Below are 21,693 nucleotides of genomic sequence, written 5' to 3'. Positions count from 1 at the left end.
TGCTGACCGGCGCATAAAAAGTAAAGCGGTTACACGCAACCTTGCAAGGGCGATCAAATAACCGTTAATGCGGTTCGCCGGCGCGGTAGATCCGCTGTGGGCGGCCGACCTTGCCGTAAATGATCTCGGCGCGCAGCTGCTGCGCGGCGGTGCAAAACTCCAGATAACGGCGCGCGGTGGTGCGGCTGAGTCCCATTTTTTGCGCAACGCTTTCAGCGGTGTGGCGCGCGGCGGGTTCGGCAAACAGCGCGCGGACCTTGCCCAGCGTCAGCTCGTCGATGCCGGCGGGCAGCGCCGCCTGCTGTTCGCCGCGGGCGTAGGTGTTGAACATCTCGTCGATGCGGCGCTGGTTGAGGCGCGCTTTGTCCTTCAGCGCTTCGCGGCGCTGGCTGAAGCGCTGCAGGGTCTGGCTCAGCCGGTCATAGGCCAGCGGTTTGATCAGGTAGTCGAACACGCCGTAACGCAACGCCTCGGCCACGGTGGCCATGTCGCTGGCGGCGGTGATGAACACGATGCCGCCGCGATACCCGCTCAGCGTCAGTTCGCGCAGCAGGGTGATGCCCTGGCCGTCGGGCAGAAAGTTGTCCAGCAGGATCAGGTCCGGCTTGAAGCGCTCGGTCATGGCGCGCGCCTGCGCCAGGGTGCCGGCCAGCCAAATCTGGCGGCAGCCGCCGTTCTGGCGGATAAACTCCGCGTGCATTTCCGCCAGCGGCGTTTCGTCTTCAACGATCAGGATGTTCAGCCATTCCATAATGAAACCTACTATTGCAATCAAGATGCTAAATGAATGTAAGTAAATTGCGGCGCTAAATAAAGATTATCTCAATAATAAACACCATAAGATTAATTAAGCAAATAAAGAACATTAAATAACTTATTAACCGGAATCGGTTTGTGAAATAGGTCAATAATCGGCGTTTTTTTTCTGTTTACCATTGATTTATCGAACGCGAAACGGCGTTTATCTCCATGGTTTTTAAGGTTTTAATTACCCTTGTTGATGTTAATTAAAATGCCTTTTTGTATTTAATTTGTTGTTTGTCAGTTAACCCAGAGAGCGTGTTATGTTAGGCGATGCCGTATTTAATCGGGTAAAGCGATCGGATCATAAAGCGATTTCGGAAATAAGCGCCTTCTTGCGCAGTAACGATCTGAATATCGACACCACGGTTGAAATATTTATTACCGTTACCCAGCACGACAAATTGGTCGCCTGCGGCGGCATCGCCGACAATATTATCAAATGCGTCGCCATCAGCCCGCTGATGCGCGGCGAAGGGTTGGCGCTGGCGCTGGCGACCGAGCTGGTGAACCTAGCCTACGAGCGCCACCACACTCAGCTGTTTATCTACACCAAGGTGCAGAACGAGCAGCTGTTCCGCCAATGCGGTTTCTACCCGATCGCCACCGTGCCGGGCATCGTGGTGCTGATGGAAAACAGCCCGTGCCGCCTGAAGCGCTACGCCGCCCAGCTGGCGAGCCAGCGCCGGCCGGGCGACACCATCGGCAGCATCGTGATGAACGCCAACCCCTTCACCCGCGGGCATCAGTATCTGGTGCGTCAGGCGGCCAAACGCTGCGACTGGCTGCACCTGTTTTTAGTGAAGGAAAACACCTCGCGCTTCAGCTATGAAGACCGCCGCCGGCTGGTGCTGGCCGGCACCGCCGATATTCCCAACCTCACGGTACACGAAGGCTCGCAGTACGTGATCTCGCGCGCCACCTTCCCCTGTTACTTCATCAAGGATCAGGGCGTGGCCGACGACTGTTACACCGAAATCGATCTGAAGATCTTCCGCCAGTATCTGGCGCCCGCGCTGGGCATTACCCACCGCTTCGTCGGCAACGAGCCGTTTTGCGCGGTGACCGCGAAATATAACCGCGACATGCGCTACTGGCTGGAAACGCCGGCGCTGCCCAGTCCGCCGATCGCGCTGGTGGAAATCGAGCGTTTGCAATATCAGGGCACGGCGATCTCCGCCTCCTGGGTGCGCAAGCTGCTGGCGGCGGGGGACTTCCACGCCGCCGCGCCGCTGGTGCCGCCGGACACCCTGTACTACCTGCAGGATCTGCAAACGCAGCGCCGGGCCAAGGCGGCCCCGCATCCTTTTGAGTCCGCACAATCAGGTGAATGATGAAAATTATCCGAGAAGCAATGGCCGGCACGCTGGAATCCAGCGATGTCATGGTGCGCATCGCGCCCGCCGAGGGGCCGCAGCACGATCTGTTGATCGCCAGCAGCGTGGAAAAACAGTTCGGCGCGGCGATCCGCCACACCCTGCTGGAGGTGCTGCAGCGCTATGAGGTGGAGCCGGTGCAGGTGATCGTCGACGACAAGGGGGCGCTGGACTGCGTGCTGCGCGCCCGGCTGGAAACCGCGCTGATGCGCGCCTGCGAGGGCGGCCAGCTGCCGTGGGAGGCGAAAGATGAAAACGCTGAATAAAACCCGGCTGCGCCGCAGCATGTTGTTCGTCCCCGGCGCCAACGCGGCGATGGTCAGCAACGCCTTTATCTACCAGGCCGATGCGCTGATGTTCGATCTGGAAGACTCGGTGATCCTGCGTGAAAAAGACGCGGCGCGCCGGCTGGTGTACCACGCGCTGCAGCACCCGCTGTACCAGGAGGTGGAAACCATCGTGCGCGTCAATGCGCTCGACTCTGCCTACGGCCTGGCGGACCTGCAGGCGGTGGTGCGCGGCGGCGCGGACATCGTGCGCCTGCCGAAGACCGACAGCGCGCAGGACGTTGTCGACATGGAACGCGAGATTGCCGCCATCGAAGCGGCCTGCGGCCGGCCGGTCGGTAGCACCGGGCTGCTGGCAGCGATCGAATCGGCGCAGGGCATCACCAATGCGGTGGCGATCGCGCATGCTTCGCCGCGGCTTATCGGCATCGCGCTGGGGGCGGAAGACTACGTGCGCAACCTGCGCACCGAGCGCTCGCCGGAGGGCATCGAGCTGCTGTTCGCCCGCTGCTCGCTGCTGCAGGCGGCGCGCGCCGCCGGCATTCAGGCGTTCGACACCGTCTATTCCGACGCCAATAACGAAGCCGGCTTCCTGCAGGAAGCGGCGCTGATCAAACAGCTCGGCTTCGACGGCAAATCGCTGATCAACCCGCGCCAGATTGAGCTGCTGCACAACCTGTACGCGCCGACCGCCAAAGAGGTGGCGCACGCGCAGCGGGTGGTGGACGCCGCCGAAGCGGCGGAGCGGGAAGGGCGCGGCGTGGTGTCGCTCAACGGAAAAATGGTCGACAGCCCGGTGATTGAACGCGCCCGGCTGGTGCTGGAGCGCGCCGCGCTGTCCGGCTTACGGGAAGAACCGGCGCAGCACGGGGAGGAAGCATGATGAACCGCCAACAACGATTGATGACCTTCGCTAACCCGGCGGATCTGCCGGGCTATCAGGACGTGTCCAAAGCCAATCTGCAGGCGCGCAAACCGCGCGATCTCAAGCTGTGCGATTCCTTGCAGGAAGCGGTGCGCCGCAGCGGGCTGCAGGACGGCATGACCATCTCCTTCCACCATGCGTTTCGCGGCGGCGATTTGACCCTCAATCAGGTGATGGAGACGCTGGCGGCGATGGGGTTCCGCAACCTGACGCTGGCCTCCAGCTCGCTGACCGACTGCCATGCGCCGCTGGTTGAGCATATCCGCCACGGCGTGGTGAGCCGCATTTACACCTCCGGGCTGCGCGGCCCGCTGGCGGACGCCGTTTCGCGCGGCCTGCTGGCGGAGCCGGTGCAAATTCACTCGCACGGTGGCCGGGTCAATCTGATCGAATCCGGCGAGCTGAAGATAGACGTGGCCTTCCTCGGCGTGCCGGCCTGCGATGAGTTCGGCAACGCCAACGGTTACAGCGGTGAAGCCTGCTGCGGCTCGCTCGGCTATGCGCGGGTGGACGCCGAGGCGGCGGGCACCGTGGTGCTGCTGACCGAGCAACTGGTGCCGTATCCGCATCATCCCGCCAGCCTGGCGCAGGATCGGGTGGATCTGATCGTGCAGCTGGAGCGGGTGGGCGACGCCGACAAGATCGGCGCTGACGCCACGCGCATGACCTCGAACCCGCGCGAGCTGCTGATCGCCCGCCGCGCCGCCGAGGTGATCGCCGGTTCCGGCTACTTCACCGAAGGCTTCTCGCTGCAAACCGGCACCGGCGGCGCCTCGCTGGCGGTGACCCGGTTCCTGGAGGACAAGATGCGCGCCCGCGGCATTCGCGCCGCGTTCGCCCTCGGCGGCATCACCTCGACCATGGTGGATCTGCACGAGAAAGGGCTGATCGGCAAGCTGCTGGACGTGCAGAGCTTCGATCGGGCGGCGGCGACCTCGCTGGCGCGCAACCCGCGCCATATCGAAATCAGCGCCAACCAGTACGCCAACTTCAGCTCCAAGGGCGCCTCTGTTGATCGGCTCGACGTGGTGGTGCTGAGCGCGCTGGAAATCGACACCGGCTTCAACGTTAACGTGCTGACCGGCTCCGACGGCGTGCTGCGCGGCGCGTCCGGTGGCCACTGCGACACCGCCGCCGCCGCGCGGCTGGCGATCATCGTTGCGCCGTTGGTGCGCGGGCGCATCCCGACGCTGGTGGAGCAGGTGACTACCTGCGTCACGCCGGGCTCCAGCATCGACATTCTGGTGACCGACCACGGCATCGCCGTCAACCCGGCGCGGCCGGAGCTGGCGCAGCGTCTGCGGGAGGCCGGCCTCGAGGTGGTGAGCATCGACTGGCTGCGCGCCCGTGCGCTGCAGCTGACCGGCGAACCGCAGCCGATCGCCTTTACCGACAAGGTGGTGGCGGTGGTGCGCTACCGCGACGGCTCGGTGATCGACGTGGTGCATCAGGTGGCGGAGTAAGCGATGGCCGCCGTCGATCCCCAACTGGCTGCTGAACGCGCGGTCAGCCTGCCGGAGCTGCTCACCAGCCGCGAATGCCGTCAGGCGCGCCAGCAGGCGTGGCTGGCGCAGCACGAGTGCACGCTGCTGGTGCTGACGCTGGTGGTGCCCGGCCCGGTGAAGGACAGCGCGCTGACGCGCGGCATCTTCAACCTAGGGTGGGCGGCGCTGCTGCGACTGTGCGCCGAACAGGGTTGGCCCAGCCCGCAGGCCGAGGCGCTGGCGCTCTCCACCGGCTGCGAAGGGTTTGTCGCGCTGCGCGCCGATGCCCAGCGGGTGAAGGACTGCGCCATGCAGCTGGAGGTGAGCCGCCCGATCGGCCGGCTGTGGGATATCGACGTGCTGGATACGCAGGGGCGCATTTTGTCGCGCCGCGACATCGGCCTGCCGGAACGGCGCTGCCTGCTGTGCGGCCAACCGGCCAAGATCTGCGCCCGCCAGCGGCGGCACAGCAGCGAGCAGCTGCTGCATGAAATGGAAAGGATGTTCAACGATGCGATCTCTGCCGATTAACCTGCCCGCCCACCGTGCCGAACCGGCCTGCGATTTCGCCCGCGCCGCTTTCCGCGCGCTGCTGGTGGAAGTCAACCTCACGCCCAAGCCGGGGCTGGTGGATCGCCATAACACTGGCGCCCACCGCGACATGGATCTCGGGCACTTCTATCGCAGCGCCCGCGCCATCGGCGTGTGGCTGCCGCGCTTTATCCAACGCGGGCGCGAGGACGCCGCTTTGCCGGCAGAGCAGCAGCTGGCGCGGCTGCGGCCGCTCGGCCTGGCCTGCGAAAACCAGATGTTCCGCGCCACCGGCGGCATTAATACCCACAAGGGCAGCGTGTTCTCGCTCGGGTTGCTGTGCACCGCCTTCGGCCGCCTGCAGCAGCAGGGCCGCGCCATCGGCGCCGAAGCGCTGTGCGCCGAGGTGGCGGCGATGTGCCGGGGGCTGGTGGATCGCGAGCTGCGGCGCAACAACGCGGGGCAGACCGCCGGCCAGCGGCTGTTCGCCGCGCACGGGTTGAGCGGCGCACGCGGCGAGGCGGAGGCCGGTTTCCGGCTGGTCATTGACGGCGCGCTGCCGCTGTATCGGCAACGGCTGGTCGCCGATGGCGACGAACAGCGGGCGCTGCTGGACAGCCTGCTGTGGCTGATGGCCCACAACGACGACACCAACGTCGCCTCGCGCGGCGGCCTGCACGGGCTGCGCTGGCTGCGGCGCCGGGCGGCATTGCTGCTGGCGCAGGGCGGCTCGGCGGGGGAGGCGGGTCTGGCGCGCCTGCGGCGCTTCGATGCCGACTGCATCGCTCGCAACCTCAGCCCCGGCGGCAGCGCCGACCTGTTGATAGTGACCTGGCTGCTGGCGCAGCTGGGTGCCCAAGAATAATAACCAAGCCTTCAGGAGAGTCCCTATGTCCCAAACCCAGGAAAAGATCTGGAAAGCGATAGCGCCGCTGGCGGTGCTCGCGATCCTGTTATTGATACCGGTGCCCGACGGCATGCCGCCGCAGGCCTGGCACTACTTCGCCATCTTCGTGGCGATGATCGTCGGCATGATTCTGGAGCCGATCCCGGCCACCGCCATCAGCTTTATCGCAGTGACCGTCAGCGTGCTGAGCGCCAACTGGGTGCTGTTCGGCGCGCAGGAGCTGGCGGAGCCGGGCTTCAAGGCCGGTAAAGAGGCGCTGAAATGGGGGCTGGCGGGCTTCTCCAGCACCACCGTCTGGCTGGTGTTCGGCGCCTTTATCTTCGCGCTGGGCTACGAGGCCACCGGGCTGGGGCGGCGCATCGCGCTGTTCCTGGTGAAGTTCATGGGCAAGCGCACGCTGACGCTGGGCTATGCGGTGGTGATCATCGATATCCTGCTGGCGCCGTTCACGCCGTCCAACACCGCGCGCACCGGCGGCACGGTATTCCCGGTGGTGAAAAACCTGCCGCCGCTGTTCGATTCCTTCCCCAACGATCCCTCCTCGCGCCGTATCGGCGGTTACCTGATGTGGATGATGGTGGTCGGTACCAGCATCAGCTCCTCGATGTTCGTCACCGGCGCCGCGCCGAACGTGCTGGGCATCGAGTTCGTCGGCAAGATCGCCGGGGTGCACATCAGCTGGATGCAGTGGTTCCTGGCGTTCCTGCCGGTCGGCCTGCTGCTGCTGATCATCGCGCCGCTGATCTCCTACTACCTGTACAAACCGGGCGTGACCCACAGCAGCGAAGTGGCCGCCTGGGCGGATACCGCGCTGGGGGAAATGGGCAAGCTGACGCGCAAGGAATACACCCTGATCGGCCTGGTGCTGCTCAGCCTGTGCCTGTGGGTGTTCGGCGGCAAAATGCTGGATGCCACCGCGGTGTGCCTGCTGGCGGTGTCGCTGATGCTGGCGCTGCACGTGGTGTCGTGGAAAGAGATCACCAAATATTCCAGCGCCTGGAACACGCTGGTTAACCTGGCGACGCTGGTGGTGATGGCCAACGGCCTGACGCGTTCCGGCTTTATCGACTGGTTCGCCCAGACCATGAGCACCCACCTGGACGGCTTCTCGCCGAACATGACGGTGGTGGCGCTGGTGCTGGTGTTCTACTTCGCCCACTACCTGTTCGCCAGCCTGTCGGCGCACACCGCCACCATGCTGCCGGTGATCCTGGCGGTCGGCAAAGGGTTGCCGGGCGTGCCGATGGAGCAGCTGTCGATGCTGCTGGTGCTGTCGATCGGTATCATGGGCGTGCTGACGCCGTACGCCACCGGCCCGGGGGTGATCATCTACGGCTGCGGCTACGTGAAGTCGAAAGACTACTGGCGCCTGGGCGGTATTCTCGGCGTGGTGTACATCGCCGCGCTGCTGCTGATCGGCTGGCCGATCATGAGCCTGTGGTACTGAGTTGAAGCCACGCGGCCACCGCCCGGTGGCCGCGGTTACGATCCTTTCCCGTGAACCCTGTCACACACTTGTCACACTAACCCCGCCATCATACTCGGGCAAACGCTAACACCTTAAAAATAATCATTTTCCGGGAGCCTCTGCGGATGAGAAAAAAAACCTTATTGCTGTGCCTGCCTTTGTTATTCACCGGGAACGCGCTGGCGGAAGCCGGCGGTTATCAGCTGGAACAGGCGCTGGTCATGAGCCGCCATAACCTGCGCGCGCCGCTGGCCAACAACGGCAGCGTGCTGGCGCAGTCTACGCCGAAGGCCTGGCCGGCCTGGGAAACGCCGGGCGGCCAGCTGACCACCAAGGGCGGGGTGCTGGAAGTGTATATGGGGCACTACTTCAACGCCTGGCTGAAGCAGACCGGCCTGTTGCCGCAAGAGGGCTGCCCGACCGCCGGCAGCGTGTACGTCTACGCCAACAGCCTGCAGCGCACGGTCGCCACCGCGCAGTTCTTCAGCAACGGCGCGTTCCCCGGCTGCGACGTCAGCGTGCACCATCAGGACAAGATGGGCGAGATGGATCCGACCTTCAACCCGATCATCACCGACACCAGCGAGGCCTTCAACCAGCAGGCGCTGGCGGCGATGAACGCCGCGCTGGGCTCGCTGAAGCTGGACGCCTCTTACCAACAGCTGGCGAAGATCATCGACTACAAGGATTCCGCCGCCTGCAAGACCGACAAACACTGTGATCTGACCAAAGAAGCCAGCGTGATGAGCGCGGTGCCGGGCAAAGAGCCGGGCGTCTCCGGCCCGCTGCGGGTGGGCAACTCGCTGGTGGACGCCTTTATGCTGCAGTATTACGAAGGTTTCCCGATGAAAGAGGTGGCCTGGGGCAAAATCGCCACCCCGCACCAGTGGCAGCAGCTGGCGCAGCTGAAAGACGGCTATCAGGACTCGCTGTTCACCTCGCCGGTGGTGGCGCAGAACGTCGCCAAGCCGCTGCTGACCTACATCAACAACGCGCTGCTCGGCGAGCGCAAACCGGACGCGCCGAAGCTGACGGTGCTGGTCGGCCACGATTCCAATATTGCCTCGCTGCTGTCGGCCATGCAGTTCCAGCCGTATCAGCTGCCGCAGCAATACGAGAAAACGCCGATCGGCGGCAAACTGGTGTTCCAGCGCTGGCGCGACGCGCAGAACGACCGTGAACTGCTGAAGATCGAGTACGTCTATCAGTCCACCGAACAGCTGCGCAAGGCGACGCCGCTGACGCTGCAAACCCCGCCGCAGCGAGTAACGCTGGCGCTGAAAGGCTGCCCGATCGACAAAGACGGCTTCTGCGCCTGGAGCGATTTCGAAAAGACCATGAAAGGCATCTTGTAATGCCCAGCCTCTCTCCCGCGCGCGGGGGAGAGGCCTCTCCCCATCCCGGCTAACGCGCCGCCACGCAGGCCTTAACGCCATTTATTTTGCCCAGGGTCATTGTTGCAGGCCGTTTCGGGGGCTAACATCATCAGCCTGCCTGTTTATCATGGATACCGCCGTTGCCCACTTTTATCCGCAATATCGAATTTTTCACGCCGGACGGCTATCCGGGCCAGGTGGCGCGCTGCCATTTTGCGCTGGCGGAGTATCGCGACGAGCGTTTTCCCGAGGCGGGCTTTGCGCTGCCGGATCATCTGGCGCGTGCGGTGCCGAAGCGCCGTGCGGAGTATCTGGCCGGGCGTGTTCTGGCGCGGCAACTGTTGGCGCCGCTCGGTTTTGCCGACTTCACGCTGGCGCGCGGCGAAGATCGTGCGCCGCAGTGGCCGCCGGGCATCGCCGGGGCGCTGAGCCATAATTCGGATACCGCGTTGTGCGCCGTGCACCGCGAGAGCGGGCTGGGCGGCGTGGGGCTGGATGTGGAGACGCTGCTCTCCGACGTGCGGGCGCAGGAGCTGTGGGGGGCGATCGTTTCCCCGGCGGAGCGCGAGGCGTTGCTGCGCGAGGCGCTGCCGTTCAATGAACTGCTGACGCTGACGTTTTCCGCCAAAGAGAGCCTGTTCAAGGCGCTTTATCCGCAGGTGCGCTGTTACTTCGATTTTCTCGATGCGCGCATGGTCGCCGTGGATATGCAGCGGCAGACGTTTGTATTAGCGCTGCTTAAGGCGTTGACGCCAAATTGCCCCGCCGGCCGCCGGTTTAACGGGCGTTTTTGGCGTGAAGGTGACGATGTCACGACTTTTATTTTCTGCTAAAACACAATAATAACAGTGTGTTATTTCTTACTTTGCCGTAACGCGGATTTGCCGCAGCGGGCGGAAAGATTCATTCATCGGAGATTGACCCACGGTGGGGATCCGGTGTAATTTATCCTCCTTTTATGGCTAATGATAATTATTCGCATAAACATTATCATTGGTAAGGCGCAACAAAGGAGTGGTCTAGTGGCGACACTGACGACAGAAAACCAAACCTTCCCCGGGTTTGTGTACGCCGAACAATCGACCTTTTTGTACCGGTCCGAATTCCGTTCCCTCTCCGCCGATGGCGTGTTCGAGCGTATCGAGACGCCGGCGTTTGGCGGCGAGCAGGAAAGCAGCGCGCTGGCGCAGCATATCCGCCAGGCGCTGGCGCGCGCCAAAGCCGCCGGCCAGGAGACGCCGGTGGTGGTGGGCGCCATTCCGTTCGATACGCGTCGGCCTTCCAGCCTGTACGTGCCTGAAAACTGCCAGTTTGTCGCCAACGACAGCTTTACCCGCGCCGCGCGCCCGATGCTGCAACAGCCGCATCGCCTGGCCGCCTGCACCAGCATTCCGGACGAGCCGCGCTTCAAGCATGCGGTGGCGGAAGCGGTCAGCCGCTTTAAACAGGGCAAGCTGGACAAGGCGGTGCTGTCGCGCATCCTCGACATCGAGCTGGAGCAGCCGGTGGCGGGCCACCAGATCCTCAATAACCTGATGGTGCAGAACCCGAGCGGTTACCACTTTTCCCTGCCGCTGGCCGATGGCGGCGTGCTGATCGGCGCCAGCCCGGAACTGCTGATCCGCAAGCAGGGCGGCGAGATCCACACCAATCCGCTGGCGGGCTCGGCGCGCCGTCAGGACGATCCGCAGCAGGATCGCCTTGGCAGCGAGCGCCTGATGCGCTCGACCAAAGACAAATACGAACACAAGCTGGTGATCGACGACATTCGCCGCCACCTGGCGCCATTGTGCGCCAGCCTGAGCGTGCCCAGCGGCCCGTCGCTGCTCAGCACCGGCACCATGTGGCACCTGTCCACCCGCATTCGCGGCGAGCTGCTGAACCCGAATCTCAACGTGATGCAGCTGGCCTGCCTGCTGCATCCGACGCCGGCGCTGTGCGGCTTCCCGACCGAGAGCGCCCGCCAACTGATCGCCGATCTGGAACCACACGATCGCGGCCTGTTCAGCGGCATCGTCGGCTGGTGCGACGCCAACGGCGACGGCGAGTGGGCGATCGTCATCCGCAGCGGCCTGCTGCGCGGCAACCGGGTGCGGCTGTTCGCCGGCGCGGGCATCGTCGCCGCTTCGACACCGCAGTCCGAGTGGATGGAAACCGCCGCCAAACTGGGCACCATGCTCAACGCTTTCGGCCTGAACAGCGGCGCGCTGTAGGCCTCTTTGCGGCGCCGTGCGCGCCGCGTCATACGCTTTCGCAGGAGACAACGATGAACAACAACATGACCCGGCAGCGTGCCCGGATGGCGGTGTGCGCATGAGCATTCAGATGGATTTCACCGGCAAACGCGTGTGGGTGACCGGCGCGGCGCGCGGCATCGGCGAGCAGATCGCCCGGCATTTTTTGACGCAGGGCGCCGAGGTGGTGGGATTTGACCGCGAGTTCGCCAACCCTGATCTGCCTTACCCTTGCGTGACGCTGGACATCAGCCGGCCGGAGCAGGTGGAGGCGGTGTGCCGCCAACAGCTGGCGGAGAACCCGCGACTGGACGTGTTGATCAACGCCGCCGGCATTCTGCGCATGGGCAATACCGAAGATCTGAGCGTGGATGACTGGCATCAGTGCATCAACGTCAACGCCTCGGGGGCGTTTTACCTGTTCCGCGCCGTGCTGCCGCACTTCAAGGCGCAGCGCAGCGGAGCGATCGTCAGCATCGGCTCCAACGCCGCGCACGTGCCGCGCGCGCAGATGGCGGCCTACTGCGCCTCCAAGGCGGCGCTGACCAGCCTGAACCACTGTGTGGGGTTGGAGATGGCGCCGTTCGGCGTGCGCTGCAATCTGGTGTCGCCGGGCTCGACCGACACGCCGATGCAGCGCGGCATGTGGCAGACCGACGACGCGCAGCAACGCACCATCGCCGGCTTCCCCGAGATGTTCAAGCTGGGGATCCCGCTGGGCAAAATCGCCCGCCCGGATGAGATCGCCAACGCGGTGTTGTTCCTGGCCTCCGATTTGGCCAGCCACATCACCATGCAGGACATCGTGATCGACGGCGGCGCCACGCTGGCCGCCTGAGTCAGACCCGCTGGCGGCGCAGCAGGTGCTGCGCGCCTTCCGCCGCCAGCAGCAGTACCGCCAGCCAGATCGCCAGATAGGTTGGCCATTCGCTTTGGCTGATGCTCTCGCCGAGCAGCAGCGCGACGATCACCAGCAGCACCGGCTCCACATAGCTCAGCAGGCCGAACAGGCTGAACGGCAGCAGGCGGCTGGCGAGGATGTAACACACCAGCGCCACGGCGCTGATGACGCCGAGCAGCGGAATGCGCCAATACAGCTCGGCATTGATCTGCAGCGCCGCTGCGCCGCCGTCGCCGAAGGCGAACCAGGCCGCCGCCGGCAGCATCAGCGCCAGCTCGCACCACAGCCCGCCGAGATTGTCGGTGCCGAAACGCCGCCGCAAAATAAAGTAGAGCGGATAGCCCAGTGCCACCACCAGCGTCGGCCACGAGACGCCGCCCGCCTGATACAGCTCATTGCCTACCCCCACCATGGCGCACGCCACCGCCAGCGTTTGCAGCAGCGACAGCCGATCGCGGTAGATCAAACGGCCCGCCAGCACCATGGTCAGCGGCAGCAGAAAATAGCCGAGCGATACGTCGAGCGCCTTGCCGTGCAGTGGCGCCCACAGGAACAGCCACAGCTGCACCCCCAGCAGCGCCGAGGTGAGCAGGAGGCCCAGCAGGCGCTGCGGCCGTTGGCCGATCCAGGCCAGCGTGTCGCCCACCTTGCGCCAATCGCCGGACAGCGCCATAAACAGCGTCAGGAACGGCAGCGTCAGCAGCGTGCGCCAGCCGTAGACCTGCTCGCCGTTCAGCGGGGTGAGGGTAGAGGTGAAGTAATACATCGCGCCGAACAGGATGGAGGCGACGACCGAAAGAGTGATGCCCTTAATCACACGCATTCCTGGTGAGTGATTGATTTTATGGCGGCTACTGTAGAGAAATTTGCCGCCAACGACAATGGCATTGCCGGGCGCTGGACAATCGGCGGCGGCGGGTTACAATGATTGCTGTGTATTCATACAGGTTGTGGCGATGACAATCGATCTTTTTGAAGACGCGCTGCCGCCGCCGTGGCGCGAAGAGATCGCCCCCGGCGCGGTGGTGATGCACGGCTTCGTGCGCGATCACGGGCCGGAACTGCTGGCGGCGGTGCAGGGCGTCGTCGCCCAGGTGCCGTGGCGGCATTTGACCACCCCCGGCGGGCATGTGATGTCGGTGGCGATGAGCTGGTGCGGCAACGGCTGGACCAGCGACAGCCGCGGCTACCGTTACTCGGAACGCGACGCGCGCAGCGGCAAACGCTGGCCGCCGATCCCGCCTATCCTGATGGCGCTGGCGGACGAAGCCGCGCAGCAGGCGGGCTTCGGCCCCTTCGTGCCGGACTCTTGCCTGATGAACCGTTACGATCCGGGCAGCAAGCTGTCGCTGCATCAGGATAAAGACGAGCACGACTTCGGTGCGCCGATCGTCTCGGTGTCGCTCGGGCTGCCGGCGGTGTTTCAGTTCGGCGGGCTGCAACGCAGCGACCGGGCGCGGCGCATCCCCTTGGCGCACGGCGACGTGGTGGTATGGGGCGGCCCATCGCGGCTCTGTTTTCACGGCATCCTGCCGGTCAAGGAAGGCTACCACTCGCTGGTGGGGCCGCACCGCATCAACATCACGCTACGCAAGGCGCTTTAGCTGCGGCTCCTGCGCCAGGCAGGCGACGAGATAGTCGATAAACACCCGCAGTTTGGGCGGCAGATACTGGTTAGGCGCGTAAAGTAACCACAGGCCACCGTGATAGCTGCTGAGGAAATCCCATTCCGGCAACACCTGCACGATCTCGCCGTCGTCGAGCGCCTGGCGGGCGGTAAAATACGGCAGGCTGCCGATGCCGATATGCTGTTTCACCGCGTCCAGCCGCACGCCGGTGTGGTTGGCGGCGTAGCGGCCGCGCACGTTGACCGTCACCGTTTTGCCGCTGCGGCGGAGCTTCCATTGCGCGTCGCTCGGCGTTTCTCCCAGATAGATGCAGCTGTGCGCCGCCAGATCGTGCGGGTGCTGCGGTGTGCCGTGCTGCGCCAGGTAGTGAGGCGTGGCGCACAGCAGATGGTCTATTCTCATCAACTGGCGGCCGATCAACCCGGGCGACGGGCGATCGGTAATGCGCAGCGCCAGATCGACCCGATCGTCGATCAAATCCATGTAGCGATCTTCCAGCCGCAGCCTCACGTCCACCTTCGGGTAGCGGCGCAGGAACTCCGGCATGTGCGGATGCAGCACGAAGCGGCCCACCGCTTTGGGTACGCTGACGCTGACCAGCCCTTCGGGCTCCGCGGCGCCGCGCCCGCCGATCGCCATGACCGCGTCGGCCGCCGCCAGCAGGGTGCGGCAGTGCGCAAACGCCTCTTCGCCGCTTTCGCTCAGCCGCAGTTTGCGGGTGGTGCGGTGCAGCAGCTGCAGCGCCAGCGCCTGTTCGAGCTTCGCCACGCTGCGGCTGACGGCAGAAGGCGAAGCGCCCAGCTTGCGGGCGGCGGCGGAAAAGCTGCCGCTCTCTACCACCTGAACGAACACGGCCATTTCGGGCAGCAGCGCGTAAGAAAGATTTGTGCTCATGACGCAAAGGTCCATTGTGATGTCGGCGGATTATCCTCCGATTATGACATGAATATAATGGCTCTTCGAACCGAGGAGAAAATGATGACCGAACGACGTTATTACTACAGCGACGATGTACAGGGCCAGGCACAGGTGCTGAGCTGCGCGTCGGCCGAGGCGGGCGCTTACGCCGTGGAGCTGGACGCTACGCTGTTTCATCCACAGGGCGGTGGCCAGCCGTCCGACGTAGGGGCGTTAGGCGGCGTCGCCGTGCTGCGGGTGCAACAGCAGGGGGACTCCGTGGTGCATTTTACCGCCGCGCCGCTGCCGATCGGGCCGGTCACGATGCAAATCGATGAAGCGCAGCGTCGGCTGCATGCCCGCTGGCACTCCGGCGGGCATCTGATCGGCTGGCTGGGAGAAACCCGAGGCTGGCGGCCGGTCAAGGCGCATCATTGGCCGGGGGAAGGGCGCATCACGTTTACGCCAGGGCCGGATGCGCAGACGGTAGAAGCGGACTTTTTGCAGGCGGAGCTGGCGCGCTTGATCGCCGCCGATTTACCCCGCCGCCAACAGGCGGTGGAGGGGATGCGCCAGGTCGGTTTCGGCGAACTGCCCGCCTACGGCTGCGGCGGCACCCATGTCGCCACGCTGGCGGAGGTGGGGGCAATTGCGATCACCGGCGTAAAGATGAAGAAAGGGCAGCTGATCGTGCAGTATGAGCTGAGTTGAATAAGGGGCTTCAGCGCCCGGCCTGCCGCAGCTGGGTGCAGAACGCGCATTGGCATCCCGCTACCGGCACCGCCGCGCAGCTGCCGATGTTCACCGGCTGGGCGTCCATGGCGTGAAAGCCGTAAAACAGATTTTCGATGTTTTGTTCCGCCGCGCGCGCCTGTTCCGGGCGCGGTTCGGGCACTTTTGACTGAAACGCCGCGGCCTTGCCGGCCAGCAGGCTGAGAAACAGCAGCGACAGCTGGATTTTCATCGTCGTCTTCCTTTGGCTGAAGTTGTGATACGTTATAACAAAACCCCATCAATGCCAAGCGGCGGCGCTGCTGCCACTCACGTTATTTTTACGCGCTGCAACAGTTTCTCATTCAATTAACACTTCGACATATCTCTTGCTGATACGCTGACTAATAATTCAAATTACAAAAATTGCCTCATTAAACGAATATTTAGATACTCGCTGTGCGGCCTGGCCAGTGCTGACACGTTTTTAAATTCTGAGCATACAGAAAGATGCCTCTGTAGGTATCGTCACGCACTCTGGATAGGACATCGCCACCATGGGCTCTTTTTTTAAGCAGGTCTACCGCTATTCCCACGCGCGCCCTTATCGGCATAACGAAAACCTCTGGCCCTACGTGAAGATCGCGCGTGGCGAAGGCGGTGAAATCGCCGCCTTATGGTACAAGCACCGGCCGGTGCCGATCGTCCCGCTGAGCGAACTGCGCAGCAGCTGCCGGGGGGAGGTGCTGCTGACGGCTACCGGCCCGTCGGTGAAGGCGCTGCGCTTCGAAAATATTCCCGCGATGCCCGCCATCGGGGTCAACGGCGCCTATTTTCTGCATCGGCAGGTGGATTTTCGCTTCTACGTCATCGTGGACATGGGATTTATCGACAGCCGCCCAGAGATCGTGCGCGACGTCATTCAACGGCCTGAGCTGACGCTGTTCACCACCGTGCACGGCGTGGCGCGCATTCTCGATCGCTTTGGCCCGGCGGCGATCGGTTGCCGATTGGCGATCGTCGAAGACGCGGCCTGCAAGATTTACCGCCCCCGGATCGACAGCGGCGCGCTGTGGGAGCACTACTGCCGGGAAAACGGCGTGGTTTTTGCCGCCGAGAGCCGCATGCTCGGCTTTAGCCAGGATATCCGCTGCGGCATTTTCGATGCCGGCACCGTGGCCTATTGGGCGCTGCAAATTATCGCCTATCTCGGCTTCAAGCAGCTGTTTATCGCCGGGCTGGACATGAACAACTTCCACCAGCCGCGCTTTTACGAAACGGAGCAGGATCGGTTGCCCACGTTCCTGGCGGACAAGGTGGAGTCGCTGGTGATCCCCGCTTTTCGACACGCCGGCGCGATCATGAAAAAGCAGCAGATCGCGATAAAAAACCTCTCCCTGCACAGCGCTATCGGCAGCGATATCTTCGAGAAGGTGGACGGCAATGTTTACTTTCAGCAAGCCTGAGCGGTGTTATCGCTTCGGCAGCGCGCTGTTTTTAGCCTTCGCGTTTTTCAGCGCGATCTTTTGCGGGCAGACCCGCGTCAACAACCTGTTTCATTTGGCGGCGCTGCTGTGGCTGGCCGCCGTATTCACCTGGCCGCCGCTGCGGCGGCAGCTGTGGGCCAATCGTCAGGCGCGCTGGGGCGGCGGGCTGGCGCTGATATTTTTGCTTTATTATTCCCTCAGCGCGCTGTGGGGCGAGACGCCGGGCGACATGCCGTCGGCCCTGACCCACAGCGCCTATATCCTGCTCTACCTCGCCTGGCTGGTGACGCTGCTCGACGGTGAGCGGCGTCACCAACTGCAGTGGGCGATGCTGGCCGGCATGACGGCGCTGTGCCTGTATCTGACGCTGGTCGACGCCCCGTCGATTTATCATCTGCGAGAAACCACCGCCCGCAATCCGGGGCCGAGCAACGTGATCGATCTGGCCGGTTACGCCGCCATCGCCATTTTGTTGAGCCTGATGATTTTCCGCGATACCGGGCAAAAAGCGGCGCTGTGCTTTATCCCGCCGCTGCTGGCATTCATGGTGCTGACGCAAAGCCGCGGCCCGCTGATCGCACTGGCGCTCGCGGTGGTGGTGGCGATGCCTTATCGACACCGGCCGGGACGGTGGCTGTGGTTTCTGTTGCCCGGCGCGCTGGCTGTGGTTCTTGCCGTCGTTTACAGCGCGATCGGCGAAATGTTGCTGACGCGTTTTGGCGAGCTGTATCAACAGAGCTTTGTTCGCATCAGCATTTGGCGCCACAGCCTGGCGCTGATCGAACAGGCGCCGTTCTTCGGCTACGGCTTTGATAAGCAGCTTAACTTTCTCAATTACACCGGCGAGCTGAACCACACCACGCACAGCCTGTACCTCGGCGCGTTGCTGAAGGGCGGCTGTGTGGGTTTCCTGTTGCTGCTGGCGCTGCTGGGATATGGCGCGCGGCTCGCCATCGCACACTGGCGCGCAGGGCGGCGCTGGGAGGCGGGCCTGTTTCTGTTTATGCTGGTGTTCTACAGTTCGCAGGGCATGTTTGTGATCGCCAATCCGGCGGAGTTTTGGTACCTGTTTTGGCTGCCGCTGGCGCTGCTGCTGTCGCAGCCTAAACGGCGGCCGATCGGGACGGTGCAGACGACAGCGCCGCCAGCGTCTTCTCCAGCACCTGTTCCGCCGCGATAATACTAAGCGGCTGGCGGCGCTCAGCGGCACTTAGCGCGGCGCTGTCAACCGGCACGTGCATCACCTGATGCCGTTCGCTGTCCTGATAGGGGCCGGTATGCCGCGGGTTAGCGGTGACGAACAGGCTGACGGTGGCGGTTTTCAACGCTACGGCGAGGTGGAGCGGGCCGGTATCGCCGGTCACCAGCACCTGCAGATTGGCGATCGTCGCCAGCAGTTGCGGTAACGTGGTCGTGCCGATATGGCTTACCACCCGCTGTTGCTGTTCCTCGCTCAAACCCGCCATAAATTCCTGCTCGAGGCTGCGCTCCGCCTTGCTGCCAATCAACTCGACCTGACAGTCGGGGGAGTGCGCCAGCAGCCGTTGCGCCAGCTCAACAAAGCGATCGACCGGCCAACGGCGCAGCGTCTCGGAGGCGCCCATCTGAAAGCCGATCAGGATCTTGCCCGCCGGTTTCGCCAGCGCGGGAAAAGCGACCGGGATGAACATGTCGGGATTGTCGGTGCGGCATCCCAATTGCCCCACCATATCCAGCTTGCGCTGAATCAAATGGCCGCCGGTGCTGCGGCTGACGCCGGTCAGCCAGCGCTCCATGCCGCTCGGTTTGTTGCCGTAAATGTCTTTGAACAGGTATTGGCAACCGGCGGCGATGGCGACCAGCACGTCGTAAGGCGCCTTCGAGTGCAGGATGACCGCCAGCTGCGGCCGGTTTTTTCGCAGGCGCCGGATAACGGCCAACATGTCTTTGGCCTTGTGGTCCCAGTAAATCACGTCATGAAAGCAGGGGCTGCCTTCGACCAGCTGCCGGTTTTTATGGCTGGAGACCAGCGTGATTTGCGCGCCGGGATAGCGTTCGCACAGTGCGCGGATGGCGGGCGTATTGAACATCAGATCGCCGAGGGCGCTGGTGGAGAAAATCACGATGCGTTCAAAGGATTGCTGCGGATCGAAGCTCGCTGCGGGCCGGAAATTGCCCGCGATGCGGGTATAGAGACGTAAACCGGCGTTGGCCGCCGCTATTTTCCACTGTTTAGACATTGCAGTTCGCTTCCGCTTGAGATCGGCGGCCACCGTCTGGCGCCGCGTGGTATCATACAAGCGCGGCCACGGCGGGCCAATGGCCCGCAACAGATTGCGACAGATGCTAACGTTATGTTTGCAATTGCTGCCGGGCGCCGCGCTTACTCCTCCCAGACCTGCGTACTGCGCGGGCTGTCCATCTGATAATCCGAGTAGGGGCGAGTGAAGAACTCGCGCCCCAGTTCGCGGGCGGCCTGCAGCGGATTGCGCGGATCGCGGGCGATCTCGCCGCGCTGGTTGCCGGCGCCGTGCACTACCCCGACGAAGGCGGAATGGGTGTAGCGGCTGAACTCCTGGAGCTGATGCACGATGCCCAGCGCCGCGCCGGGGTAGGTTTCTTCCGACGCCACCGCCAGCCCGATGCGCTTGCCGCTCATGCGCTGGTGCACCTGTTCCGCCTGAGGGTAGGCGTTGGAATAGAAGCTGAACGAGCGATCGAAAAAGGCTTTGGTTTGCGCCGACATGCCGTACCAGTAAATCGGCGTGCAGAATACCGCGCCATCGGCCGGCAGGAAGTGCTCCAGGAACAGCTCGGCGTAGCGATCGGCCGGCGGCGGCGTGTGGCGTTCATCGCTCAGAAAACCGCTCAGGTAATCATCGAGAAAATGCAGGCTGGCGGACGTGCCGGCTTCGGCGGCGCCCGACAGGATCGCTTGCGCCAACGTGGCGCTGTTGCCGTCGCGGCGCGGGCTGCCGACCAGCACCACCAGACGTTTGGATTGATGAGTTGTATTCATGTCATGTTCCTCGGTATGAAGTGGATTCAGCCCTACTCTAGAAACAAGTGCCGGCGGACGACAAATGACCGCTTTTCTGCCAGGATGATTTCAACTCATCTCAAGAGGCTTCGCCATGTTTGCCACGCTGCCCGTCAACGCATTACGCACCTTTGAATCCGCCGCTCGCCTGCGCAGCTTCAAGCTGGCGGCGGCCGAGCTGGCGGTGACGCCGACGGCGATTTCGCACCAGATCAAAGCGCTGGAACAGCAGTTGGGGTTTGCGCTGTTCGAGCGGGTGCCGCGCGGCGTGCGGCTGACGCCGAAAGGCGAAACGCTGTTTGCCGGGGTGCACGGCGCGCTGCTGGACATCGCCGCCACGCTCGAGGGCCTGCGGCCGCAGCCCAGCACCGGGTCGCTGTGCGTCTCGGTCACGCACTCTTTCGCGGCGCTGTGGCTGGTGCCGCGCCTGGGGCGTTTCTACCAGGCGTACCCGCACTATCTGGTGCGCCTGGAGGCCTGCGCCGAGGTGATCGATCTGCAGCAGGACGCCAGCGTGGACGTGGCGGTGCGTTACAGCCGCGCGCAGTATCCTGCGCTGCATCAGACGGCGCGGCTGGAGGAAAGCTTTGGCGTCTACGCCGCACCGGGGCTGGCCGCCGCCGAGCCGGAAAATCCGGTGCTGATCACCGTCAAGTGGGGGGATTCGGCGCTGTACGACAGTGGCTGGCATGACTGGTGCCGAGCCGCGGGCGTAGACTGGTGGCAGCGTCATGCGGCGATGCGCAGCTATCATGAGGAGCATTACGCCCTGCAGGCGGCGGTGGCCGGGCAGGGGCTGGTGCTCGCCAGCTCGGTGATGGTATCCGATATGGTGGACAACGGTCTGTTGGTGGCGTATCGGCCGGAGGTGCGCGTACCGGGCGCCGCCTACAGCGTGTTGTGCGCGCCGGGGCGCGAACGGCATCCGCCGGTCAGGGCATTCCTCGCCTGGCTGCAGCAGGAGCTGCCGCAGGGCAATGGCACGAAATAAAAGTTTTATCGTCCTAAGCTGTGGGAATATCAGCGAACTTTTGTTTTTACTTCACTGCGAGAACCTATCATGAGCCAGCCAAGAACCTCCGATTACCCGATTGATGCGCAATTTATCGAGCGCTGGTCGCCGCGCGCGATGGCCAACGACGCCATCGACGATCAAACGCTGCTGAGCTTTTTTGAAGCGGCACGCTGGTCGCCTTCGGCCTACAACATTCAGCCGTGGCGCTTTGCCTACAGCAAGCACGGTTCCGACAGCTGGGAGAACTACCTGGAGTTCTTGATTGACTTCAACCGTGGCTGGGCGCAGCACGCCTCGGCGCTGGTGGTGATCGTCTCCAAAACCACCAGCCTGAACGGCGAGCGGCTGGTGGACAACCCGACCCATGCGTTCGACACCGGCGCTGCCTGGGCCAGCCTGGCGCATCAGGCGCACCTGAAAGGCTGGTTGACCCACTGCATGAGCGGCATTCACCACGACAAGATCAAAGCGGCGCTACAGCTGCCGGACGACTATGCGGTGCACGCCATGGTGGCGATCGGCAAGCCGGGTGACAAGGCCCGCCTGCCGGATTTCCTGCAGGAAAAAGAGGCGCCGTCGGGCCGCCTGCCGCTGGGCAAGACCGTCAGCGAAGGGCTGAATTTCACGCTGTGATTGTCCGCTTTCC

General features: G+C 63.6%; 23 protein-coding genes. 17 read left to right on the top strand and 6 right to left on the bottom strand.

From position 1 onward, the window contains the following. Positions 1-64: 64 nt before the first annotated feature. Positions 65-751: a two-component response regulator DpiA gene (gene dpiA / locus ACJ8QI_RS12310; protein WP_021505854.1), complete on the bottom strand. Its 687-nt coding sequence runs from the start codon at positions 749-751 to the stop codon at positions 65-67. A 313-nt stretch (positions 752-1,064) separates the two neighbouring features. On the opposite strand from dpiA, the gene citC reads away from it, so the two are divergent. The 11 genes from citC (at position 1,065) to dhbA (ending at position 12,227) form a co-directional block, all read left to right on the top strand. After that, the gene (gene citC, locus ACJ8QI_RS12305; RefSeq protein WP_442532570.1) at positions 1,065-2,135 is read left to right on the top strand and encodes a [citrate (pro-3S)-lyase] ligase; all 1,071 of its coding nucleotides are present in this window, start codon (positions 1,065-1,067) and stop codon (positions 2,133-2,135) included. Beyond that, positions 2,135-2,443, top strand: coding sequence for a citrate lyase acyl carrier protein (gene citD, locus ACJ8QI_RS12300; protein ID WP_019452464.1), 309 nt, complete (start codon positions 2,135-2,137; stop codon positions 2,441-2,443). The genes citC and citD overlap by 1 nt, the downstream gene beginning before the upstream one ends. Beyond that, on the top strand, positions 2,427-3,347 hold the full coding sequence (citE, locus tag ACJ8QI_RS12295; RefSeq protein WP_016927085.1) for a citrate (pro-3S)-lyase subunit beta: 921 nt from the start codon (positions 2,427-2,429) through the stop codon (positions 3,345-3,347). The genes citD and citE overlap by 17 nt, the downstream gene beginning before the upstream one ends. Further along, positions 3,347-4,852 (top strand): citrate lyase subunit alpha, encoded by a 1,506-nt coding sequence (gene citF / locus ACJ8QI_RS12290; RefSeq protein WP_004940815.1) that lies wholly within the window; start codon positions 3,347-3,349, stop codon positions 4,850-4,852. Before citE ends, citF begins: the two co-directional genes overlap by 1 nt. Before the next feature lie 3 nt (positions 4,853-4,855). Beyond that, positions 4,856-5,404, top strand: a complete 549-nt coding sequence (gene citX / locus ACJ8QI_RS12285) for a citrate lyase holo-[acyl-carrier protein] synthase (RefSeq protein ID WP_033654921.1) — start codon at positions 4,856-4,858, stop codon at positions 5,402-5,404. After that, on the top strand, positions 5,385-6,269 hold the full coding sequence (gene citG, locus ACJ8QI_RS12280; RefSeq protein ID WP_442532569.1) for a triphosphoribosyl-dephospho-CoA synthase CitG: 885 nt from the start codon (positions 5,385-5,387) through the stop codon (positions 6,267-6,269). The genes citX and citG overlap by 20 nt, the downstream gene beginning before the upstream one ends. Before the next feature lie 25 nt (positions 6,270-6,294). After that, positions 6,295-7,758 (top strand): anion permease, encoded by a 1,464-nt coding sequence (locus tag ACJ8QI_RS12275; protein ID WP_004940821.1) that lies wholly within the window; start codon positions 6,295-6,297, stop codon positions 7,756-7,758. 146 nt (positions 7,759-7,904) lie between these two features. After that, complete coding sequence (gene agp / locus ACJ8QI_RS12270) at positions 7,905-9,134, top strand: bifunctional glucose-1-phosphatase/inositol phosphatase (protein WP_442532568.1); 1,230 nt, start codon at positions 7,905-7,907, stop codon at positions 9,132-9,134. Positions 9,135-9,295: 161 nt separating this feature from the next. Next, positions 9,296-9,988, top strand: a complete 693-nt coding sequence (locus ACJ8QI_RS12265; RefSeq protein ID WP_442532567.1) for a 4'-phosphopantetheinyl transferase family protein — start codon at positions 9,296-9,298, stop codon at positions 9,986-9,988. Between the two features lie 189 nt (positions 9,989-10,177). Further along, the gene (locus ACJ8QI_RS12260) at positions 10,178-11,368 is read left to right on the top strand and encodes an isochorismate synthase (RefSeq protein ID WP_442532566.1); all 1,191 of its coding nucleotides are present in this window, start codon (positions 10,178-10,180) and stop codon (positions 11,366-11,368) included. Between the two features lie 100 nt (positions 11,369-11,468). After that, entirely contained in the window at positions 11,469-12,227 is a 759-nt protein-coding gene (dhbA, locus tag ACJ8QI_RS12255; protein WP_147840141.1) for a 2,3-dihydro-2,3-dihydroxybenzoate dehydrogenase, read from the top strand. Between the two features lies 1 nt (position 12,228). Here dhbA and rarD read toward each other — a convergent pair whose 3' ends face one another. Further along, positions 12,229-13,107, bottom strand: a complete 879-nt coding sequence (gene rarD, locus ACJ8QI_RS12250) for an EamA family transporter RarD (protein ID WP_442532565.1) — start codon at positions 13,105-13,107, stop codon at positions 12,229-12,231. Positions 13,108-13,246: 139 nt separating this feature from the next. Between rarD and alkB the strand changes: the two genes are divergently transcribed. Then, positions 13,247-13,894, top strand: a complete 648-nt coding sequence (gene alkB / locus ACJ8QI_RS12245) for a DNA oxidative demethylase AlkB (RefSeq protein WP_089194933.1) — start codon at positions 13,247-13,249, stop codon at positions 13,892-13,894. Here alkB and ACJ8QI_RS12240 read toward each other — a convergent pair. After that, a complete protein-coding gene (locus ACJ8QI_RS12240) occupies positions 13,877-14,812 on the bottom strand; it encodes a LysR family transcriptional regulator (RefSeq protein WP_442532564.1) in 936 nt (311 codons plus the stop codon). The two genes, alkB and ACJ8QI_RS12240, sit on opposite strands and share 18 nt — an antisense overlap. An 84-nt stretch (positions 14,813-14,896) precedes the next feature. Between ACJ8QI_RS12240 and ACJ8QI_RS12235 the strand changes: the two genes are divergently transcribed. After that, positions 14,897-15,526, top strand: coding sequence for an alanyl-tRNA editing protein (locus tag ACJ8QI_RS12235; protein ID WP_442532563.1), 630 nt, complete (start codon positions 14,897-14,899; stop codon positions 15,524-15,526). A 10-nt stretch (positions 15,527-15,536) separates the two neighbouring features. Here the strand turns inward: ACJ8QI_RS12235 and ACJ8QI_RS12230 are convergent, their stop codons facing one another. Further along, the gene (locus tag ACJ8QI_RS12230) at positions 15,537-15,779 is read right to left on the bottom strand and encodes a hypothetical protein (RefSeq protein ID WP_025303447.1); all 243 of its coding nucleotides are present in this window, start codon (positions 15,777-15,779) and stop codon (positions 15,537-15,539) included. 304 nt (positions 15,780-16,083) lie between these two features. Between ACJ8QI_RS12230 and ACJ8QI_RS12225 the strand changes: the two genes are divergently transcribed. Beyond that, entirely contained in the window at positions 16,084-16,992 is a 909-nt protein-coding gene (locus ACJ8QI_RS12225; protein WP_060420392.1) for a hypothetical protein, read from the top strand. Next, on the top strand, positions 16,970-18,193 hold the full coding sequence (locus tag ACJ8QI_RS12220) for an O-antigen ligase family protein (RefSeq protein ID WP_308344571.1): 1,224 nt from the start codon (positions 16,970-16,972) through the stop codon (positions 18,191-18,193). Before ACJ8QI_RS12225 ends, ACJ8QI_RS12220 begins: the two co-directional genes overlap by 23 nt. Here the strand turns inward: ACJ8QI_RS12220 and ACJ8QI_RS12215 are convergent. Further along, positions 18,117-19,232: a glycosyltransferase family 9 protein gene (locus tag ACJ8QI_RS12215; RefSeq protein ID WP_308343544.1), complete on the bottom strand. Its 1,116-nt coding sequence runs from the start codon at positions 19,230-19,232 to the stop codon at positions 18,117-18,119. The genes ACJ8QI_RS12220 and ACJ8QI_RS12215 overlap by 77 nt on opposite strands. Before the next feature lie 143 nt (positions 19,233-19,375). Then, positions 19,376-20,011, bottom strand: coding sequence for a flavodoxin family protein (locus ACJ8QI_RS12210; RefSeq protein WP_308343545.1), 636 nt, complete (start codon positions 20,009-20,011; stop codon positions 19,376-19,378). 115 nt (positions 20,012-20,126) lie between these two features. On the opposite strand from ACJ8QI_RS12210, the gene ACJ8QI_RS12205 reads away from it, so the two are divergent. Both ACJ8QI_RS12205 and ACJ8QI_RS12200 read left to right on the top strand, forming a co-directional pair. Beyond that, positions 20,127-21,023: a LysR substrate-binding domain-containing protein gene (locus tag ACJ8QI_RS12205; RefSeq protein ID WP_100396965.1), complete on the top strand. Its 897-nt coding sequence runs from the start codon at positions 20,127-20,129 to the stop codon at positions 21,021-21,023. Positions 21,024-21,092: 69 nt separating this feature from the next. Then, positions 21,093-21,680, top strand: a complete 588-nt coding sequence (locus ACJ8QI_RS12200) for a nitroreductase family protein (protein ID WP_033635168.1) — start codon at positions 21,093-21,095, stop codon at positions 21,678-21,680. The last annotated feature ends 13 nt before the right edge of the window (positions 21,681-21,693 follow it).

It is taken from the genome of Serratia sp. CY84636 (assembly GCF_052166245.1).
GTDB classification, from domain to species: domain Bacteria; phylum Pseudomonadota; class Gammaproteobacteria; order Enterobacterales; family Enterobacteriaceae; genus Serratia; species Serratia nevei.
The sequence above is the reverse complement of the archived record's forward strand: the minus strand, read 5'-3'. Positions and strand labels throughout refer to the sequence as shown.

What these genes read in the sequence shown, in the direction of transcription:
- dpiA (WP_021505854.1), bottom strand. Translation starts at nt 751, where the DNA reads ATGGAATGGCTGAACATCCTGATCGTTGAAGACGAAACGCCGCTGGCG.
- citC (WP_442532570.1), top strand. Translation starts at nt 1,065, where the DNA reads ATGTTAGGCGATGCCGTATTTAATCGGGTAAAGCGATCGGATCATAAA.
- citD (WP_019452464.1), top strand. Translation starts at nt 2,135, where the DNA reads ATGAAAATTATCCGAGAAGCAATGGCCGGCACGCTGGAATCCAGCGAT.
- citE (WP_016927085.1), top strand. Translation starts at nt 2,427, where the DNA reads ATGAAAACGCTGAATAAAACCCGGCTGCGCCGCAGCATGTTGTTCGTC.
- citF (WP_004940815.1), top strand. Translation starts at nt 3,347, where the DNA reads ATGAACCGCCAACAACGATTGATGACCTTCGCTAACCCGGCGGATCTG.
- citX (WP_033654921.1), top strand. Translation starts at nt 4,856, where the DNA reads ATGGCCGCCGTCGATCCCCAACTGGCTGCTGAACGCGCGGTCAGCCTG.
- citG (WP_442532569.1), top strand. Translation starts at nt 5,385, where the DNA reads ATGCGATCTCTGCCGATTAACCTGCCCGCCCACCGTGCCGAACCGGCC.
- ACJ8QI_RS12275 (WP_004940821.1), top strand. Translation starts at nt 6,295, where the DNA reads ATGTCCCAAACCCAGGAAAAGATCTGGAAAGCGATAGCGCCGCTGGCG.
- agp (WP_442532568.1), top strand. Translation starts at nt 7,905, where the DNA reads ATGAGAAAAAAAACCTTATTGCTGTGCCTGCCTTTGTTATTCACCGGG.
- dhbA (WP_147840141.1), top strand. Translation starts at nt 11,469, where the DNA reads ATGAGCATTCAGATGGATTTCACCGGCAAACGCGTGTGGGTGACCGGC.
- alkB (WP_089194933.1), top strand. Translation starts at nt 13,247, where the DNA reads ATGACAATCGATCTTTTTGAAGACGCGCTGCCGCCGCCGTGGCGCGAA.
- ACJ8QI_RS12240 (WP_442532564.1), bottom strand. Translation starts at nt 14,812, where the DNA reads ATGAGCACAAATCTTTCTTACGCGCTGCTGCCCGAAATGGCCGTGTTC.
- ACJ8QI_RS12235 (WP_442532563.1), top strand. Translation starts at nt 14,897, where the DNA reads ATGACCGAACGACGTTATTACTACAGCGACGATGTACAGGGCCAGGCA.
- ACJ8QI_RS12230 (WP_025303447.1), bottom strand. Translation starts at nt 15,779, where the DNA reads ATGAAAATCCAGCTGTCGCTGCTGTTTCTCAGCCTGCTGGCCGGCAAG.
- ACJ8QI_RS12225 (WP_060420392.1), top strand. Translation starts at nt 16,084, where the DNA reads ATGGGCTCTTTTTTTAAGCAGGTCTACCGCTATTCCCACGCGCGCCCT.
- ACJ8QI_RS12220 (WP_308344571.1), top strand. Translation starts at nt 16,970, where the DNA reads ATGTTTACTTTCAGCAAGCCTGAGCGGTGTTATCGCTTCGGCAGCGCG.
- ACJ8QI_RS12215 (WP_308343544.1), bottom strand. Translation starts at nt 19,232, where the DNA reads ATGTCTAAACAGTGGAAAATAGCGGCGGCCAACGCCGGTTTACGTCTC.
- ACJ8QI_RS12210 (WP_308343545.1), bottom strand. Translation starts at nt 20,011, where the DNA reads ATGAATACAACTCATCAATCCAAACGTCTGGTGGTGCTGGTCGGCAGC.
- ACJ8QI_RS12205 (WP_100396965.1), top strand. Translation starts at nt 20,127, where the DNA reads ATGTTTGCCACGCTGCCCGTCAACGCATTACGCACCTTTGAATCCGCC.
- ACJ8QI_RS12200 (WP_033635168.1), top strand. Translation starts at nt 21,093, where the DNA reads ATGAGCCAGCCAAGAACCTCCGATTACCCGATTGATGCGCAATTTATC.